We start from the raw sequence: 17,002 nt of genomic DNA, 5'->3' as shown, positions 1-17,002 counted from the left end.
AACATTACACGCCCCCACACTAAACCGCAAACCCGCACACCACACCCCCAAAACCACCCCAAAAAGCAGCGAGGGCCCCGCCGATATGGCGGGGCCCTCGCTGACGCAATAGCCAGATGATTCTTACTGGGACAGAGCAGGCGTCTCCGGAGCTTCTTCGATGGCCTTGGGGGCACCGGTGCTGCTGAAGACCAGCTTTGCGCCGTCACCCTCACCGCCGACATCCACATGGATAACTTCGCCCGGCTGGATCTCGCCGAACAGAATCTTCTCCGAGAGCTGGTCCTCGACCTCCCGCTGGATGGTCCGGCGCAGCGGACGGGCACCCATCGTGGGATCGTAGCCGCGGTTGGCCAGCAGGACCTTGGCGGCGGGTGTCAGTTCGATCTTCATGTTCTTCTCCGCCAGGCGCTTCTGCAGACGGGTAACGAACAGGTCGACGATCTGGACGATCTCTTCCTCGGTCAGCTGCGGGAACACCACCGTGTCGTCCACGCGGTTGAGGAACTCGGGGCGGAAGTGCTGCTTCAGCTCATCCTGGACCCGGGCCCGCATCCGCTCATAGCCGGTCTTCGTATCCGTGCCGGACTGGAAGCCGGTCATGACGCCCTTGGAGATGTCGCGGGTACCAAGGTTGGTCGTCATGATGATGACGGTGTTCTTGAAGTCAACGACCCGGCCCTGGCTGTCCGTCAGGCGGCCGTCCTCGAGGATCTGCAGCAGTGAATTGAACAGATCCGCATGGGCTTTCTCAACCTCGTCGAACAGCACGACCGAGAAGGGACGGCGACGGACCTTTTCGGTCAGCTGGCCGCCTTCTTCGTAGCCGACATAACCGGGAGGCGCGCCGAACAGCCGGGAAACGGTGTGCTTCTCGGAGTACTCGGACATGTCCAGTGTGATCAGGGCGTCCTCTTCGCCGAAGAGGAACTCTGCCAGGGCCTTTGCCAACTCCGTCTTTCCGACACCGGTCGGACCGGCGAAGATGAAGGAACCGGACGGGCGGTTCGGGTCCTTCAGGCCGGCGCGGGTGCGGCGGATGGCCTGCGAGATTGCCTTGATGGCCTCGTCCTGGCCAATGACGCGCTTGTGGAGTTCGGCCTCCATGTGCATCAGGCGGCTGGACTCTTCCTCTGTCAGCTTGAAGACCGGGATGCCGGTGGAGTTGGCCAGCACCTCCGCGATCAGGTCCTCGTCAACCTCGGCGATCTCATCCAGGTCGCCGGACTTCCAGGCACGCTCCTTCGCTGCGCGCTCGTTCTGCAGCTTGCTTTCCTTGTCGCGCAGGGAAGCGGCGCCTTCGAAGTCCTGTGCATCGATGGCAGATTCCTTCTGCTTCTTCAACTCGGAGATCTTCTCATCGATTTCCTTCAGCTCCGGCGGCGCGGTCATCCGGCGGATGCGCAGGCGGGCACCGGCCTCGTCGATCAGGTCGATCGCCTTGTCCGGCAGGAAACGGTCCGAGATGTAGCGGTGCGCCAGATGGGCCGCGGCATCCAGGGCGCCGTCGGTAATGGATACCCGGTGGTGCGCCTCATAACGGTCGCGCAGGCCCTTGAGGATCTGCACGGCGTGGTCCACCGAGGGCTCGTTGACCTGGATCGGCTGGAACCGCCGCTCGAGGGCCGCGTCCTTCTCGATGTGCTTGCGGTACTCATCCAGCGTGGTGGCACCGATGGTCTGCAGTTCCCCGCGCGCGAGCATCGGCTTGAGGATCGACGCGGCATCGATGGCGCCTTCGGCCGCGCCCGCTCCAACGAGGGTGTGGATCTCGTCGATGAAGAGGATGATATCCCCGCGGGTACGGATCTCCTTGAGGACCTTCTTCAGCCGCTCCTCGAAATCACCGCGGTAGCGCGAGCCGGCGACCAGGGAGCCCAGGTCCAGTGTGTAGAGCTGCTTGTCCCGGATGGTCTCCGGGACGTCGCCCCGCACGATGGCCTGTGCCAGGCCTTCGACGACGGCGGTCTTGCCGACGCCCGGCTCGCCGATCAGGACGGGGTTGTTCTTGGTACGGCGCGAGAGGACCTGCATGACGCGTTCCATCTCATGCTCGCGGCCAATCACCGGATCCAGCTTGGATTCCCGGGCCGCCTGCGTCAGGTTGCGGCCGAACTGGTCGAGCACCACGGAACCGGCCGGGGCGCCTTCCTGCTGCTGGCCGCCGGCCGACACGGGCTCCTTGCCCTGATAGCCGGAGAGCAACTGGATGACCTGCTGCCGCACGCGGTTCAGGTCCGCGCCGAGCTTGACCAGGACCTGGGTGGCAACGCCCTCGCCCTCACGGATGAGGCCGAGCAGGATGTGCTCGGTGCCGATGTAGTTGTGGCCAAGCTGCAGGGCTTCCCGCAGCGAGAGCTCCAGGACTTTCTTGGCACGCGGCGTGAACGGGATATGGCCGCTCGGAGCCTGCTGGCCCTGGCCAATAATCTCCTGAACCTGCTCGCGGACGCCGTTCAGCGAGACGCCGAGGAATTCCAGCGCCTTTGCCGCCACACCCTCGCCCTCGTGAATGAGCCCGAGGAGGATGTGTTCGGTCCCGATGTAATTGTGGTTGAGCATGCGGGCTTCTTCTTGAGCCAGCACGACAACGCGACGGGCACGGTCGGTAAATCTCTCAAACATCTCGCACACTCCTAGCTACTGCGTACTTTGATGCTACGTGCCGATCCTCCGATTGGGATGCCTGTTCGCCGAAGGGATAATGCGCGGCTAAAGAGTGACGTTCCGCTCAGCCTCCGTGTGCGCGGCGGTAGGCTTCGAGGATTTCCGACTGCACGCGGCCGCGGTCACTGACGGTGTACCCGTTCTCCCGGGCCCAGGCCCGGACGGCGGAGGCGTCCTGGGTGCGGCTGGACGAGACGGCCTTCAGCTTGGCACCGCCACGGGGCTGCGCCTTGCGCGCCTTTGAGACAAACGGCTGCAGCGCGTCCCGGAGCTGCTGTGCATGTTCGGTGGAAAGATCGATTTCGAAATTGTTGCCGTCCAGGGAGAAACGCACCGTTTCATCCGCAGTCCCGCCTTCGAGGTCGTCAACGAGAATTACTTTTACTTCCTGCGCCACGGTGGCTCCTTTAATTGTGAGCTTTCTAAAATCCCCCTGGTTTCCCCAAACCAATTTGATTATTGCCTAATCGGGCAATTGGGCGCAACATACGGCATGGCTTTGTGGATTCAGCCGAGGCGTAACCGGAACCAGCGAACCTGCGGCAGGGCCAGTTAACGGATTAAGGGGCCGGCTTGAATGCCAACCCCATAATCCAAATGCCGATTATTGCCCTATTCGGCTCCGCCCGCGGCTTCACGCTCGGCCTCGGCCAGCGCTTCGCGTTCTTTCCGGTCCGCGTTGAAGACTGCCTTCATGGCAAAGTAGAAAATAAGGCCCACGCCGGTGGAGGGGGCCAGCACCCATAGGTATTCCATCGTTATCCCAATTCAGGTTTCAGCAGCGGGAAGAGGATCGTCTCCCGGATCCCTGTCTGCGTAAACAACATGACCAGCCGGTCGATTCCCAGGCCGATGCCGCCCATCGGCGGCGCACCGTACTCGAGCGCCCGCAAAAAGTCCTCATCCAGCTGCATGGCCTCATGGTCGCCGGACGCAGCCTTGCGCGATTGCTCGGTAAGCCGCTCCCGCTGGACGACGGGGTCGATCAGCTCGCTGAAGGCCGTTCCGCGTTCCATTCCGCCAATGATCAGGTCCCAGGCCTCGATCAGTCCCGGCTCGCTCCGGTGCGCGCGGGCCAGCGGCTGGGCTGCCGGCGGGTAATCGTAAACGAAGGTCGGCTGGATCAGCTGCGGTTCGACGATTTCCCCGAACAGTTCAATAACCAGCTTCTGCCGGTCCCACTGGGGCTCCGTCTTCAGGCCGTGCTTCCGGGCTATTTCCCGAAGCACTGCACCGCTGGTTTCCGGCGTGATTTCAATTCCGACAGCTTCGGAGAGACCCGGATAAACTCCGAGCCACTTCCATTCGCCGTTCAGGTCAATCGTCCCGTTCTCGGTTTCGATGATCCGTGTGCCGAGTTCGTCCGCCACATTGAGCATCATTTCCTTCATGCGATCGGCCATGACGAATTGGTCGGCATATGCTTCGTAGCTTTCCAGCGTGGTGAATTCCGGGCTGTGGGTGGAATCAACACCTTCATTGCGGAAGATCCGGCCAATCTCGAATACCCGGTCGATGCCGCCGACCACGGCGCGCTTCAGGTAAAGCTCCGTGGCGATGCGCAGCGTCATTTTCTGGTCGAAGGCATTCAGGTGCGTCTCGAACGGGCGCGCGGCGGCACCGCCGTGCACGAGCTGCAGTATCGGCGTCTCGACTTCGACGTAGCCGCGGCTATGCAGCGTGTCGCGGATCGACCGGATCACCGACGCCCGGGTGTAGACCATCTCGCGCGCCTCGTCGCGGACCATGAGGTCCAGGTAGCGCTGGCGGACCCGGGTCTCCTCATTCAGGTCCGCGTGCAGCACGGGCATCGGCCGCAGCGCCTTCGAGACCATGGACCAGGATTCGGCCATGACGGAAAGCTCGCCGCGCTTGGAAGAGATGACCTCGCCGCGGATGAAGACGTGGTCGCCCAGGTCCACCAGGTGCTTCCACGCGGCCAGTTGTTCCTCGCCCACATTCGCCAGGGACAGCATCGCCTGCAGCCGGGTGCCATTGCCCTCCTGCAGCGTCGCGAAGCAGAGCTTGCCGGTGTTGCGCACGAAGACCACGCGTCCGGCCACGCCGACGATGTCGCCGGTGGTTTCGTCAGCCTCGAGGTGACCGTGCTTCTCCCGGATTTCGCTCAGCGAGTGGGTCCGCTCCACGCCGACGGGATAGGGGTCCGCCCCGTCCTGAACCAGCTTGGCGCGCTTGTCCATGCGCACGCGCATCTGCTCGGAAACGTCGGTTGGCTCCGCGGAAGGGGTGGGGGGGTTATGTGTGGTCACGGTACTTAAGGGTACCGGGTGTGTTTGGCAGCGTCCTATTTGGGCCGGTCAGCCCAGTCTGACGTTGTCGATCAGCCGCACGTCGCCGACCCGCGCGGCGATCAAGGCCAGCGCTTCACCGGTGAACGGCGTGTCCTGGCAGTTGAAGGCCAGCGGCTCGAGGCTGTCCGGGTCGACGACCTCAAGATAGTCCAGGTCGACCTGCCGGACCGAGCGGATCATCGCCAACGCGCCCTCCAGGTCGAGAGGCTCGTGGCGGTCCGCCTGCTCCTGCAGATAGCTCAGGCTGCGGTAGAGCACGAGAGCCGCGGTGCGCTGCTCGGGAGCGAGGAACCGGTTGCGGCTGGAGAGTGCCAGCCCGTCGGCATCCCGCACCGTCGGCACGCCGACGATCTCCACGGGGAAGTCCAGGTCCGCGGCCATCCTGCGGACCAGGGCCAGCTGCTGGGCGTCCTTCTGACCGAAGTACGCCCGGTAGTCCGCGGGCACCGGAGGCAGTCCGTAGTGCAGCAGTTTGGCGACCACGGTGAGGGCGCCGTCGAAATGTCCCGGCCGGGAGGCGCCCTCGAATTTGGCACCCAGCGCTCCCGAAGAGATCCGCACCATCGGCTCGCCACCGGGGTACACCTCCTCCGACGAAGGAGCGAACGCGACGTCCGCTCCGCAGGCGGCCAGCAGGTCCAGGTCGGCCTCCAGGTTCCGCGGGTAGCGCTCCAGGTCCGCGGCCTCGCCGAACTGGAGGGGGTTCACGAAGATGGAAACAACGACGACGTCGTTCGCCTCGCGCGCGCTCCTCACCAGGGCGGCGTGGCCCTCGTGCAGCGCCCCCATGGTCGGGACCAGTCCCAGGCTCGTGTGCCCGGCGTGGTGGGATGCCGCTGCCCTGCCCAGCAGCTCTGCACTGGCGGCATTCAGTTCGGCATAGGTGCGGGCCAGGAGCGGTCTGCGGGTCACTTTTCTTCCTTCGGAGGGGTCTGGGGGTTGAGGATGTCGAGGATCTGCGCCGCCTGGCCTTCCTTCAGCCGCCCGCGGGCCAGCGCCCGCTTTGCAGTGGCCCTGGCCAGCTCTTCGTAGGTTTGGCGGATGTCCGTCCCGGTGTGCTCGAGCTCGTAATCGAGCAGCGCCTGTCGATGCGCCAGCACCGTGCCGACGTCGCCCCGGGCCACCGGGCCGGTCAACGCCGCCTCGCCCGCGGCCAGGGCATTCTCGAGGGAAGCCCGCATCAGGGCGCTTAGCAGGCGGTCCGGCCGTTCCACACCGGCGCTGCGCAACAACTGCGCCGACTGCGCGGCAATGGTAACCAGATGGTTCGACGCATGGGCGAGGGCCGCATGGTAGAGCGGCCGGTCCTGCTCCTCGATCACGATGGGTTCGCCGCCCATCTCCACGACCAGGGCCTGCGCGATCGGCAGCATTGTGGCCGGAGCGGTCACGCCGAAGGCGCAGTCGGTGAGCCGGGTCAGGTCCAGGCTCATGCCGGTGAATGTCATGGCCGGGTGGATGGCCAGGCCGATCGCGCCCTTCGCCCGGGCCGGCGCGAGCACATCGACACCGTGGCGGCCCGAGGTGTGCGCGATCAGCTGGCCCGGCTGCCAGGCGCCGGTCTCCGCCAGTCCGGCCACCAGCTCCGGCAGGGCATCGTCCGGTACCGCGAGCAGCACCAGCTCGGCCCGCTCGGCTATGTCGGGAATCTCCAGCACCGGCACTCCGGGAAGCAGGAGTTCCGCCCGTTCGCGGCTGTCCTCGGACACGGCGGAAACACCGACGACGGCGTGCCCCGCGGCGCGCAGGGCAGCCCCGAGGACGGCGCCGACCTTGCCGGCGCCGATTACTCCGATGCCTAGTCGTCCCGGTTTAGTGCTGTTCATCCTGCTCCTGTCCGCCGAGGCCGACGGCCTGCTGGTCCGGCCGGTCCGGGGAGTCCGGCCGGACCCCTCGCTCCATCTGCCCCGGGAACACTGAATGGTCCGGCCCGCCCGGGTCTTCAGGCTGGTGCTCGAGCCAGCGCTCGGGAAGGCTGTGCCGGCGTGCGGCCGCCGCCCGCGCGGCCTGTTCGTCGAAGAGCCGGCGGGCCGTCGCGATGTCCATCTGGTACACGACAGGCCTGACCGGTCCCATGGTGGTGTGCAGTTGCAGGTCCGCGACCTTGAGCAGGCGGGCCAGCGGGCCTTGGTGCAGGGCCATCGACTGGGTTCGTTCATGCGGCACCACGGCGAGGCTGCGCCACAGCCGTCCCGAGCGGGCCAGCAGTGCCGTCCGGGTGACGGCGAAGCCGTTGCGCCGCCAGGTGAGGAAGGACAGCCACCGCACCCGGCGCGGGGAGGTGACGAAGCCGCCGTCGTTATCCTTGCCTGCAAGGCCTGCGCCGAAGACGCCGAACGGATCCTCGGTTCCGGGGTCCGGCAGCACGAGGGCGAGCATCTGCATCACGTCCTCGCGCCTGCCGACGGGCAGCAGCGTGGTGCGCGCGCCGGCATTCTCCGCGCTGACACCGTACCCGGCCACGTTGACCTTGATGCGGTACCAGTCCTTGAACCGCCAGAGCAGCGGCTGCGTGACGGCGACGGCCTGGACGCGCCCGGGCGGCACGGTCTGCGCCCGCGTCTCCAGCAGGCCGTAGCGCAGCCGGATGCCATCCGGGGAAACGGCGGCGCGGAAATTGTATGCCGTGGAGAACACGCTCCAGTAGCCGGCGAACACGGCGATCAGTCCGGGCACCAGGGCGGACAGGATCACGCCGCTGCTGCTCCAGTCCAGGGCATGGCCCACGAAGAGGCCTGTGCCGATGACCAGGACCATGATGGCAAGTGCGACCGTTGACCCGGAAAGCAGCGCGGCACCAACGACTCGGGGGGCGGGAATCGCCAGCACCGGGTGTTCCGGCGCCTCGAGGATCTGGTCGGGATGCTCCGGATCGGCCTCCGCCCCGGAAGCCCGGGCCAAAATCGTGGCCCGCAGCTGCTGCGCCGAGGCGAGCGGGAGGTAGGCCAGCCGCACGGCCGATTCGCCGGCGTCGGCCACTTCGAACTTCAGTTCCGCCAGCCCGAAGATCCGCCCGAGCAGCGGCTGGATGACGTCGATGGCCTGCACGCGGTCCAGCCTCGCCTGGCGGTGCTGGCGGAACAGGATGCCGGAGTTGACCCGCACGTGTTCCTGCGTCACCTGGTAGCGCGTGAACCACCAGGACGTCAGGAAACCGCCGACCAGCAGCAGCAGGACTCCGAGGAGGATGGCGGCGGCCACGAAGCCGCGGCCCTCGGCGAGCAGCCAGAGCGGTTCGCCCCTGAAGATGGACTCGAACCAGTCGCGCCCGAAGAAGTAGGCGAGGGCGGCCAGCGCCAGCCAGCCCCGCACCAGCGGCGAGATCGGATGGACCCGGTGCCAGCTGTCTTCGTGGTCCGGCACCAGCGGGACGTCCCGGGTGGGACCGGCCGACGCCGGGACCTCGGGTCCCGGTCCCAGCGGCCCGGTCACAGCCCGGCCAGCCTTGCCTGTCCTCGCGCCGATAGCTGCTCGCGCAATCGGGCGGCCTCGGCGGCCGGCACTCCCGGAATGGCCGCGTTGGTCTGCGGCGACGCGGTATGCAGCTTCACCGAGGCGAGGCCGAAGGCGCGCTCCAGCGGGCCGACGGCGACGTCCACGTACTGCATCCGGCCGTACGGCACCACCATGACGCGCTGGAAGAAGATGCCGCGGCGGATCAGCAGGTCCTCGTCCCGCTCGGCGTAACCGATGGACCGTACCTGGCGCGGGATCAGCACGCCCATCCACAGACTGACCAGCAGGGTTCCTGTGCTGAAGGTCCACGCCAGCCAGGCCGGGAAGCCCGGCCACACTTCGGTCAGCAGGAGCGCCAGCGGCACGCTGGCCACCGCGACGGCAATGACCGTGCCGACCGCCCAGCCGATCAGCTGCACGGTGATGAACTTGGGCGAGACGCGGATCCAGCTGATCCCGTCCGGGTCGATGGGCTCGCTACGCATACTCCCCCTCCCCTTCGGCCCGCCCGCGCTCCCGCTCCGACGCCTCCGGGTCCTCGGGAGGCAGCTTGCAGAACCGCTCGACGACCAGCCCGACGACGACCATGACCAGGCCGCCGCCCATCATGGCCAGCACCTGCAGGAACACCTCTGACGCGGGGCGGAAGGACAGCAGCACGAGCTGGTCCACCATGATCCCGGCGTGCCAGCCGAGCAGCAGGGAACCGGCATAGGCGCAGGCCTGCGCAAGGACCAGGGTGCGCGCGGCGAGGATCGGGTCCAGCGGCTTCTCGCGTTTGCCGTTGCGCCAGCTGCGCACCTTCAGGCCGAGGATCAGGGTAAAGAGGACGACGGCGCCCATCGTCGCCAGGGAGCTAAGGTGCAGGACCGGCACGGGGAGCCCGTTCCGGATGGCCAGCAGGTTGGCCAGCCAGCCCAGCACGCCGGCACAGAGGGCAATGATTGCCAGCCAGCTGTACTTGATGGTCCTCACAATCCCCGTGCCCCCTTAGCTCGCTGTCAACGTCCCGGTTCGAAGGGCGCCAGACCGTCAAGGTCTTCGGCAGCCGCGGCCAGTTCCCCGACCGGCACCCCGGCCAAGGTGGCGTGCGAGTCCATCCAGGCCCACGGCTGCAGCACGAATGCCCGCTCGTGCGCCCTCGGATGCGGGATGGTCAGGGTCGGCTCATCCATGGTCAGGTCCCCGTACGTGATGATATCTACGTCCAGCGTACGCGGCCCCCAGCGCACTTCGCGCGTGCGGTGGTGCTTGTTCTCGACCGCCTGGCAGTGCGCCAGCAGTTCCCAGGGTCCGAGGTCCGTTTCCACCTCGATCACCATGTTCAGGTAGTCCGGCTGGTCCGCCGGCCCGCCAACGGACTTGGTCTGCACCACGGGCGACACGGCGCAGAGGCGCACGCGCGGAGTATCGACGAGGTCAGCCACCGCATGGGAGAGGGTATCGCTGCGTTCGCCGAGGTTGCTGCCCAGCGCCAGCACTGCTTTGACGCTCATGGCTGCTCCCGGAAGATCGTGATGGTGACGTCGCCGAAGGGCACCTCGATAGGGGCCTGGGGCTTATGGACCGTTACCTCGACGGCCGCCACGGCGAAACCGGCGAGCACGTAGCCAGCGATCCGCTCGGCCAGGGTTTCGATCAGGTTTACCGGCTCGCCGGTAATGATCGCCTGGACCCCCTCCGCGAGGGCGCCGTAGTTGGCCGTGTCGGCCAGATCGTCGCTGGCGGCTGCCGCGCGGATATCCGTGTGCAGGGCGACGTCCACGGTGAACGGCTGGCCGTCCCGGCGTTCATGGTCGAACACCCCGTGGTAGCCGACGGCGGTGATTCCGGAGAGCGCGATGATATCCCTGCGGGCCGATCCGGCTGCCATCGGCACCGCCCTTACCCGGCCCAGACGGACGCGACCTTGACCGCGTCAAGGCTCGCACCGGCGTCGTGCACGCGCACGCCCCAGGCGCCGTTGGCCGCGGACAGGGCGGAGATCGCCACGGTGGCGTCGTCCCGCTCCGCGGGGGCCGCAGCCTTGCCGGCTTCGGAAAGCAGGCTGCCCAGGAAGCGCTTGCGGGAGGCGGCGACCAGGACCTTGTGGCCCAGCTTGGTGAACTCCGGCAGGGCGCGCAGCAGCGCCCAGTTGTGCTCGCCGTTCTTGGAGAAGCCGAGCCCCGGATCGAGGATCAGCAGCTCGGGCGCCACTCCGGCCGCCACGAACTTGTCCCGGAGCTCGGTCAGCTCCGCCAGCACCTCGGCCACGACGTCCTCATACTTGGCCTTGGGGTCATCATGCCGGGCCTCGCCGCGGCTGTGCATAAGCACGTAGGGCACCTTGCGCTCGGCGATCAGCGCGGGCATCTGCGGGTCATAGGTCATGCCGGAGACGTCGTTGATGATGCCGGCCCCGGCGTCCAGGGCCTTGGCCGCGGTGTCCACGTTCTTGGTGTCCACGCTGATGAGGGCTCCGGCCTTCGCGAGGGCCTCGATGACCGGCAGGATCCGCGCCTGCTCCTCCTCCGGAGACACCGGCTGCGAGCCGGGCCGGGTGGATTCGCCACCGACGTCGATGATGTCCGCCCCGCCGTAGAGCAGCTTGAGGCCCTGGGCGATGGCCTTGTCCGCGGCAACGAATTCGCCGCCGTCGCTGAAGGAATCCGGCGTGACATTGAGGATCCCCATGACCACGCAGCGGTCCGTCGGCAGGTCCGAGAAGCTCTTGGGGCCGCGGGCCTTGCGAAGCACGGGCAGGGGGGAAGTAGCCGGTCCCGTTCCGGGGACTGCAGCGAGTGAATCCATCAATCTCTACCGTTTCTGTTTCTTGGCCTTCTCAGCGGCCGATGATCAGGCTCATGGCCTCGGCCCGGGTGGCCTGTTCCCGCAGCTGGCCGCGGACGGCCGAGGTCACGGTCCTGGCTCCGGGCTTGCGCACTCCACGCATGGACATGCACATGTGCTCGCACTCGATCACGACGATGGCGCCCTTGGGCTCGAGGTGTTCCACGAGCGCGTCCACGATCTGGGTAGTGAGCCGTTCCTGCACCTGCGGCCGGCGGGCGTAGATCTCCACCAGCCGGGCCAGTTTGCTCAGCCCCGTCACCTTACCGTCATGCGACGGGATATAGCCAATGTGGGCGGTGCCGTGGAACGGCACCAGGTGGTGCTCGCACGTCGAGTAGAAGGGGATGTCCTTGACCAGCACCATCTCCTCATGGTCGAGGTCGAAGGTGGTGGCCAGCAGGTCCCCCGGATCCTGGTGCAGGCCGGCGAAGATCTCGGCGTAGGACCGGGCGACCCGCTTCGGAGTGTCCTGCAGCCCCTCGCGGTCCGGATCCTCGCCCACCGCGATCAGGATCTCGCGGACGGCCTTCTCGATCCGCTGGAGGTCGATCGTAGCGTCGATTTCCAGCTCGGCAACAACGTCATCGTATTCGGTCACGAATCGATCCTAGCCGGTGGGGCCGCCGGGTCCCGCGCCCGGAGTACCGGGGCCGGGCACCGGGGGATTCTCGCCGGGCAGCTGCGGGGCGCCGGGCTCCGGGTCCACGATGACGGAAGAGTGGCCCTCTTCCTCGTCATTGCTGTTCCGCCGGGCCGCGGCCTCCGCGCGTTCCTTCGGGCTCACCACCGGCGGGATGTCGTGGACGGGGCGGGTCTCCTTGGAGAGCCAGACGTCGCGGTACTCACGCTTGCGGATGTCCGCGAAGACCTCGGCGATCTCGCGCTGGTTCAGCGTCTCGCGTTCCAGCAGTGCCAGGGCCAGGCGGTCCAGCACGTCGCGGTTCTCGGTCAGGACGGCGTAGGCCTCGTCGTGCGCGGTGTCGATCAGCCGGCGCACTTCCTCATCCACCACGAAGGCGACGTGGTCCGAGTAATTGCGCTCGTGCGACATATCGCGGCCCAAGAACGGCTCGCCGCCGCCCTGGCCCAGCTTGACCGCGCCGACGCGTTCGCTCATGCCGTACTGGGTGACCATCTTGCGGGCCGTGCCGGTGGCCTTCTCGATGTCGTTCGAGGCGCCGGTGGACGGGTCGTGGAAGACAATCTCCTCCGCGACGCGGCCGCCCATGGCGTAGGCCAGCTGGTCCAGCAGCTCGTTGCGGGTCACCGAGTACTTGTCATCCTCGGGGACCACCATCGTGTAGCCGAGGGCCCGGCCGCGCGGGAGGATGGTGACCTTGGTGACCGGCGCGGTGTAGCGCAGGGCCGCGGCGACCAGCGCGTGGCCGCCCTCGTGGTAGGCCGTAATCTTCCGCTCGTGTTCCTTCATGACGCGGGAGCGCTTCTGCGGGCCGGCCATCACGCGGTCGATCGCCTCGTCCAGGGCACGGTCGTCGATCAGCTGCGCGTTGGAGCGCGCGGTCAGCAGGGCGGCCTCGTTCAGCACGTTGGCCAGGTCCGCGCCGGTGAAACCGGGGGCGCGCTTGGCCAGGGCACGGAGGTCGACGTCCGGAGCCATCGGCTTCCCGGCGGCGTGGACCTGGAGGATCTGGTGGCGGCCGTCGAGATCCGGCGCCTCCACGGCGATCTGGCGGTCGAAGCGGCCCGGACGCAGCAGCGCGGGGTCCAGGACGTCCGGGCGGTTGGTGGCGGCGATCAGGATGACGTTGGTCTTGACGTCGAAGCCATCCATTTCGACGAGCAGCTGGTTCAGCGTCTGCTCGCGTTCGTCATTGCCGCCGCCGACGCCGGCGCCGCGGTGGCGGCCGACGGCGTCGATCTCGTCAACGAAGATGATGGCGGGGGCGTTGCTCTTGGCCTGCTCGAACAGGTCGCGGACGCGGGACGCGCCGACGCCGACGAACATCTCGACGAAGTCCGAACCGGAAATCGAGTAGAACGGCACGCCGGCCTCGCCCGCAACGGCGCGGGCCAGCAGGGTCTTGCCCGTGCCGGGAGGGCCATACAGCAGCACGCCCTTGGGGATCTTGGCGCCGAGCGCCTGGAACTTGCCCGGCTCCTGCAGGAATTCCTTGATCTCGTGCAGTTCCTCGACGGCCTCGTCCGCGCCGGCTACATCGGCGAAGGTGACCTGGGGCATGTCCTTGGAGATCAGCTTGGCCTTGGACTTGCCGAACTGCATCACCTTGGAGCCGCCGCCCTGCATGCGCGAGAGCAGGAACCAGAAGATCAGGCCGATGATCAGGATGGGCAGGATCAGGCTGATGAAGCTCATGAACCAGTTGTTTTCCACAGGCTGGTCCGTGAAGGTATCAACCTTGGAGGCGTTGATGGCCTGCACGATGTCCGGACCGCGGTCCGTGCTGTAGAAGAAGGTAATGCTGCGGCCCTTGTTGACGTCGTCCTGGACGAAGTCGTCGCGCAGGGTCAGCTCCACGCTCTGGGCGCCGTCGTTGATCCGTGCCTGCTCCGCCTTGTTCTCGCGGAGCAATTGCAGGCCGACGCTGGTGTCCACGCGCTCGGACTGCGGGCCGGCGAGGTTAGGTACGGCGATCAGCAGGATGGCCAGAACCAGCACGATCCAGATGATCGGCCCCTTGAAAATGTTCTTCAATTTCATGCGACTAAGGGCACTGGGCCCGTCCCTCCTGCTGTTCTGCGCGTGGTGTGACACGTCTAGTCATACACCCGTCCGAGGTAAATCACGCACGGCGGGGAAGAATAGTTCCCTCTCGGCGTACAAGCAAGCATTTGCCAGCGTTTCGCCCGCCGCGGTTCTCAAAGGCTCCCGCCGGCCTTCGCTTCGGCCCTACTCGTAGACGTGGGGAGCCAGCGTGCCGATGAAGTCCAGGTTGCGGTATTTCTCCGCAAAATCCAGCCCGTAGCCGACCACGAACTCATTCGGGATCTCGTAGCCGACGTACTTCACGTCGATCTCGACCTTGGCGGCATCCGGCTTGCGCAGCAGGGTGCAGATTTCCACCGACGCCGGGCCGCGCGAGAGGAGGTTGGTCTTCAGCCACGACAGGGTCAGGCCGGAATCGATGATGTCCTCGACGATGAGCACGTGCTTGCCCATCAGGTCCGTCTCCAGGTCCTTCAGGATCCGGACCACGCCGGAGGACTGGGTGCCGGAGCCGTAGGAGGACACGGCCATCCAGTCCATCTTGAGGTGGCTGTGCAGGGCGCGCGCCAGGTCCGCCATGACCATTACCGCGCCCTTGAGTACCCCGACGATCAGCAGGTCGCGGCCCTCATAATCCTTGTCGATCTGCGCGGCGAGTTCGGCGATGCGCTGCTGGATTTGTTCCTTGGTGTAGAGGACGTGCTTGAGGTCAGCCTGGACGTCGTTCGAATCCACCGGATACTCCCATAACTAAGATGTGGTGACACTGGCTAGGGGCCAGTTGCTCTAAAAACAAGATTGCCATAGCCGCGCTCGTCTTGCGCAAACTTGTCCCCTCGAACCTTGCGGTAGACGCTGACTTTCCCGGCCAGCTGCACCGGTCCGGCCGACCCCTTCCGCCGCAGCAGCGCTTCCGCCGCGAGGAGCCTCTCGTAGCTCGGGTTCTCCCCGCCGAGCTGGGCTGCGGCACGGGCTATGACGCGCTGCTTCATCGCCTCCGGCAGCTCCGCCAGGCCCTCCCGGTCCAGTTCGATGCCCGCAGCCGTGACGGTGTGCAGCCGCTGGTATTCCCGCTCCGCGAGCTCTTCGAGGTAGTCGGCGTCCTGGCGAAGGATCCGCCCGGTCCGCCAGAGCGCCTCGGCGACGCCGGGACCCAGCCGGTCCTCCAGGAAGGGCAGCACCTCGGTCCGCACCCGGGAGCGCAGGAACTTCGGGTCCCGGTTGGTGGGGTCGTGCCACGGCTCGAGTCCCGCCACGGCGCAAAGTTCCTCGGTGTCGCGGCGGCGCAGGCCGAGGAAGGGGCGAAGGTACTTGCCGCGGCGGGCGGGCATCCCGGCGAGGGACCGTGTGCCCGAGCCGCGGCCGAGGCCGAGCAGCACCTGTTCGGCCTGGTCATCGAGGGTGTGCCCGAGCAGTACGGCCGCCGCGCCGGTCTCCTCGGCCGCCCGGTCCATGGCCTCGTAGCGGGCCGTGCGCGCCGCGGCCTCGGGGCCCATGCCGGGCCGGTCGACCTCCACGCGGCGCACCAGAACGGGATCCAGCCCCAGCGCATCCGCCTGGCCGGCGGCCCGGCGGGCGACGTCCGCGCTTCCCGGCTGCAGGCCGTGGTCAACGACGACGGCGCCCACCCGCCACAACTGCCTGCCGTCCCGCAGGGGGCGGGCGAAGTAGGCGGCCACGGCCGCCAGCGCCAGCGAATCGGGACCGCCGCTGCACGCGACGAGCAGCAGCGGCGGTGCCGGGCGCCCGTCCTGGTCCGTTGCCTCCGCTTTTTGCGCCCCCAGCAGTTCCAGGGCCGAACGGATGTGGTTGCGCGCGGTGCCGACCAGCGGGTGGAGCCGCGGCCTGCGCGGGAGAGCCTCCGGGGCCGCACCGCTCATGGGCGGCTTTGGTCCATGCGGCTGATCCAGAGGTCCGGGTTGTGGATTTCGTCCTCGGTCGGCAGATTCTCCTCGCGCTGCCAGACCTGGTTGAAGCCCTCCATGCCGATCTGGTCCACCACGGCCCGGACGAACCTGGCGCCGTCCGTGTACTGGCGGGCCTTCGCGTCCAGCCCGAGCAGCCGGCGGATCAGGTTCTCGACTGCGCCCCTGCTCTTGCTGCGGGCGTTGAAGCGCTGCCGGATGGTCTTGACGGTGGGCACGACCGAGGAATCCACCGCGTCCATCACCACGTTGGCGTGGCCCTCGAGCAGGCTCATGACGGCGGTCAGATGCGAGAAGACGGCCTTGTCCTCGGGATCCTGGAACAGGTCGATGAGGGTGCCCGCACCGCCGGCGAATACCGCGCTGTCCGGACTGCCGGCGTCGTTCCTGGTCCCCTGCAGCGCGTCCTTGCCGCCGGCCACCACGGCCCGCGCCGCCTGCTGCAGCCGCTCCGCGAAGGTGTCCGCCTTGGCGACCAGTCCGGAGGACAGCTGGCCAATCTGCTGCATCATGTGGTCGCGCAGCCACGGCGCCGCGGCGAACTGCACCCGGTGCGTCTGCTCGTGCAGGCAGACCCAGAGCCGGAAGTCCGCAGGCTCCACGTTCAGTTCCTGCTCCACGGAGATGACGTTCGGCGCCACAAGCAGCAGCCGCCCGCCCGCGGGCCCGCCGGGCAGCAGGGCGCAGAAGGGGTCGTACTGGCCGAGGACCTTGCTGGAGAGGAAGGACAGGATCGCCCCCATCTGCGTGCCGGTCAGCGTGCTGCCGACGGCGGTGGCGGCACTCTTGAGCTGTTCGGGCTTCTTGCGCGCCAGCTCCTCCAGGGCCGGCTGCAGCAGTGCCTCGAAGCTGCGGGCGTTGGCCTTGGACCACTCCGCGCGGTCCACCACCAGTACCTGGGAGTCGCGCAGGTCCCGGGCGGCGTCCAGCCCGGTGATCCGGTGCACGTGCTCCACTGACACGTCCGCCAGCTCGCGCAGGTTGGCGACGGCGGCCCGGATCTGCGCGGTGGAAAGTTTCGGGCCCGCAGGCGTCAGCTTGGCGGCGGTGGTAGCAGCCAGCTCCCAGTTGACCAGCCGGGGCGGATTTTCGGGTGCGGACGCAGGAGTCTCCATGCACCCCAT

Annotated in this window: 17 protein-coding genes; all 17 read right to left on the bottom strand. The window is 67.3% G+C overall.

The window, feature by feature from the left end; all coding sequences use genetic code 11:
* Positions 1–123: 123 nt before the first annotated feature.
* The 17 genes from AHIS1636_RS06010 to AHIS1636_RS05930 all read right to left on the bottom strand — a co-directional run bounded on the left by AHIS1636_RS06010 (position 124) and on the right by AHIS1636_RS05930 (position 16,993).
* Positions 124–2,625, bottom strand: a complete 2,502-nt coding sequence (locus AHIS1636_RS06010; RefSeq protein ID WP_264794900.1) for an ATP-dependent Clp protease ATP-binding subunit — start codon at positions 2,623–2,625, stop codon at positions 124–126.
* A gap of 106 nt (positions 2,626–2,731) precedes the next feature.
* Positions 2,732–3,064: a histone-like nucleoid-structuring protein Lsr2 gene (locus AHIS1636_RS06005; RefSeq protein ID WP_264794899.1), complete on the bottom strand. Its 333-nt coding sequence runs from the start codon at positions 3,062–3,064 to the stop codon at positions 2,732–2,734.
* A 215-nt stretch (positions 3,065–3,279) separates the two neighbouring features.
* The gene (locus AHIS1636_RS06000; RefSeq protein ID WP_264794898.1) at positions 3,280–3,423 is read right to left on the bottom strand and encodes a hypothetical protein; all 144 of its coding nucleotides are present in this window, start codon (positions 3,421–3,423) and stop codon (positions 3,280–3,282) included.
* 2 nt (positions 3,424–3,425) lie between these two features.
* Complete coding sequence (gene lysS, locus AHIS1636_RS05995) at positions 3,426–4,880, bottom strand: lysine--tRNA ligase (protein ID WP_264794918.1); 1,455 nt, start codon at positions 4,878–4,880, stop codon at positions 3,426–3,428.
* A 105-nt stretch (positions 4,881–4,985) separates the two neighbouring features.
* Positions 4,986–5,891, bottom strand: coding sequence for a pantoate--beta-alanine ligase (gene panC / locus AHIS1636_RS05990; RefSeq protein WP_373875788.1), 906 nt, complete (start codon positions 5,889–5,891; stop codon positions 4,986–4,988).
* Positions 5,888–6,805, bottom strand: coding sequence for a Rossmann-like and DUF2520 domain-containing protein (locus AHIS1636_RS05985; protein ID WP_264794897.1), 918 nt, complete (start codon positions 6,803–6,805; stop codon positions 5,888–5,890). The genes panC and AHIS1636_RS05985 overlap by 4 nt, the downstream gene beginning before the upstream one ends.
* Complete coding sequence (locus AHIS1636_RS05980) at positions 6,792–8,411, bottom strand: PH domain-containing protein (protein ID WP_264794896.1); 1,620 nt, start codon at positions 8,409–8,411, stop codon at positions 6,792–6,794. The genes AHIS1636_RS05985 and AHIS1636_RS05980 overlap by 14 nt, the downstream gene beginning before the upstream one ends.
* Positions 8,408–8,920 carry a PH domain-containing protein gene (locus AHIS1636_RS05975; RefSeq protein WP_264794895.1) on the bottom strand — a complete coding sequence of 171 codons (513 nt, stop codon included), beginning with the start codon at positions 8,918–8,920 and terminating at the stop codon, positions 8,408–8,410. The genes AHIS1636_RS05980 and AHIS1636_RS05975 overlap by 4 nt, the downstream gene beginning before the upstream one ends.
* Entirely contained in the window at positions 8,913–9,410 is a 498-nt protein-coding gene (locus tag AHIS1636_RS05970) for a DUF3180 domain-containing protein (RefSeq protein ID WP_264794894.1), read from the bottom strand. Before AHIS1636_RS05970 ends, AHIS1636_RS05975 begins: the two co-directional genes overlap by 8 nt.
* A gap of 26 nt (positions 9,411–9,436) precedes the next feature.
* Positions 9,437–9,931: a 2-amino-4-hydroxy-6-hydroxymethyldihydropteridine diphosphokinase gene (gene folK / locus AHIS1636_RS05965; RefSeq protein WP_264794893.1), complete on the bottom strand. Its 495-nt coding sequence runs from the start codon at positions 9,929–9,931 to the stop codon at positions 9,437–9,439.
* Positions 9,928–10,308: a dihydroneopterin aldolase gene (folB, locus tag AHIS1636_RS05960; protein ID WP_264794892.1), complete on the bottom strand. Its 381-nt coding sequence runs from the start codon at positions 10,306–10,308 to the stop codon at positions 9,928–9,930. Before folB ends, folK begins: the two co-directional genes overlap by 4 nt.
* An 11-nt stretch (positions 10,309–10,319) precedes the next feature.
* Positions 10,320–11,225: a dihydropteroate synthase gene (gene folP, locus AHIS1636_RS05955; protein WP_264794891.1), complete on the bottom strand. Its 906-nt coding sequence runs from the start codon at positions 11,223–11,225 to the stop codon at positions 10,320–10,322.
* Between the two features lie 31 nt (positions 11,226–11,256).
* The gene (gene folE / locus AHIS1636_RS05950; RefSeq protein ID WP_264794890.1) at positions 11,257–11,865 is read right to left on the bottom strand and encodes a GTP cyclohydrolase I FolE; all 609 of its coding nucleotides are present in this window, start codon (positions 11,863–11,865) and stop codon (positions 11,257–11,259) included.
* Between the two features lie 9 nt (positions 11,866–11,874).
* Positions 11,875–13,947, bottom strand: coding sequence for an ATP-dependent zinc metalloprotease FtsH (ftsH, locus tag AHIS1636_RS05945; RefSeq protein WP_264794889.1), 2,073 nt, complete (start codon positions 13,945–13,947; stop codon positions 11,875–11,877).
* A 189-nt stretch (positions 13,948–14,136) separates the two neighbouring features.
* Positions 14,137–14,688, bottom strand: a complete 552-nt coding sequence (gene hpt / locus AHIS1636_RS05940; protein WP_264794888.1) for a hypoxanthine phosphoribosyltransferase — start codon at positions 14,686–14,688, stop codon at positions 14,137–14,139.
* A 35-nt stretch (positions 14,689–14,723) separates the two neighbouring features.
* On the bottom strand, positions 14,724–15,833 hold the full coding sequence (tilS, locus tag AHIS1636_RS05935) for a tRNA lysidine(34) synthetase TilS (RefSeq protein ID WP_264794887.1): 1,110 nt from the start codon (positions 15,831–15,833) through the stop codon (positions 14,724–14,726).
* On the bottom strand, positions 15,830–16,993 hold the full coding sequence (locus AHIS1636_RS05930) for an Rv3626c family coenzyme F420 biosynthesis-associated protein (protein ID WP_264794886.1): 1,164 nt from the start codon (positions 16,991–16,993) through the stop codon (positions 15,830–15,832). Before AHIS1636_RS05930 ends, tilS begins: the two co-directional genes overlap by 4 nt.
* Positions 16,994–17,002: the final 9 nt, after the last annotated feature.

Source organism: Arthrobacter mangrovi, from assembly GCF_026011795.1.
Taxonomy (GTDB): Bacteria; Actinomycetota; Actinomycetes; order Actinomycetales; family Micrococcaceae; genus Crystallibacter; species Crystallibacter mangrovi.
Note: the sequence above shows the minus strand (reverse complement) of the source record. Positions and strands in the feature narration are given on the sequence as shown.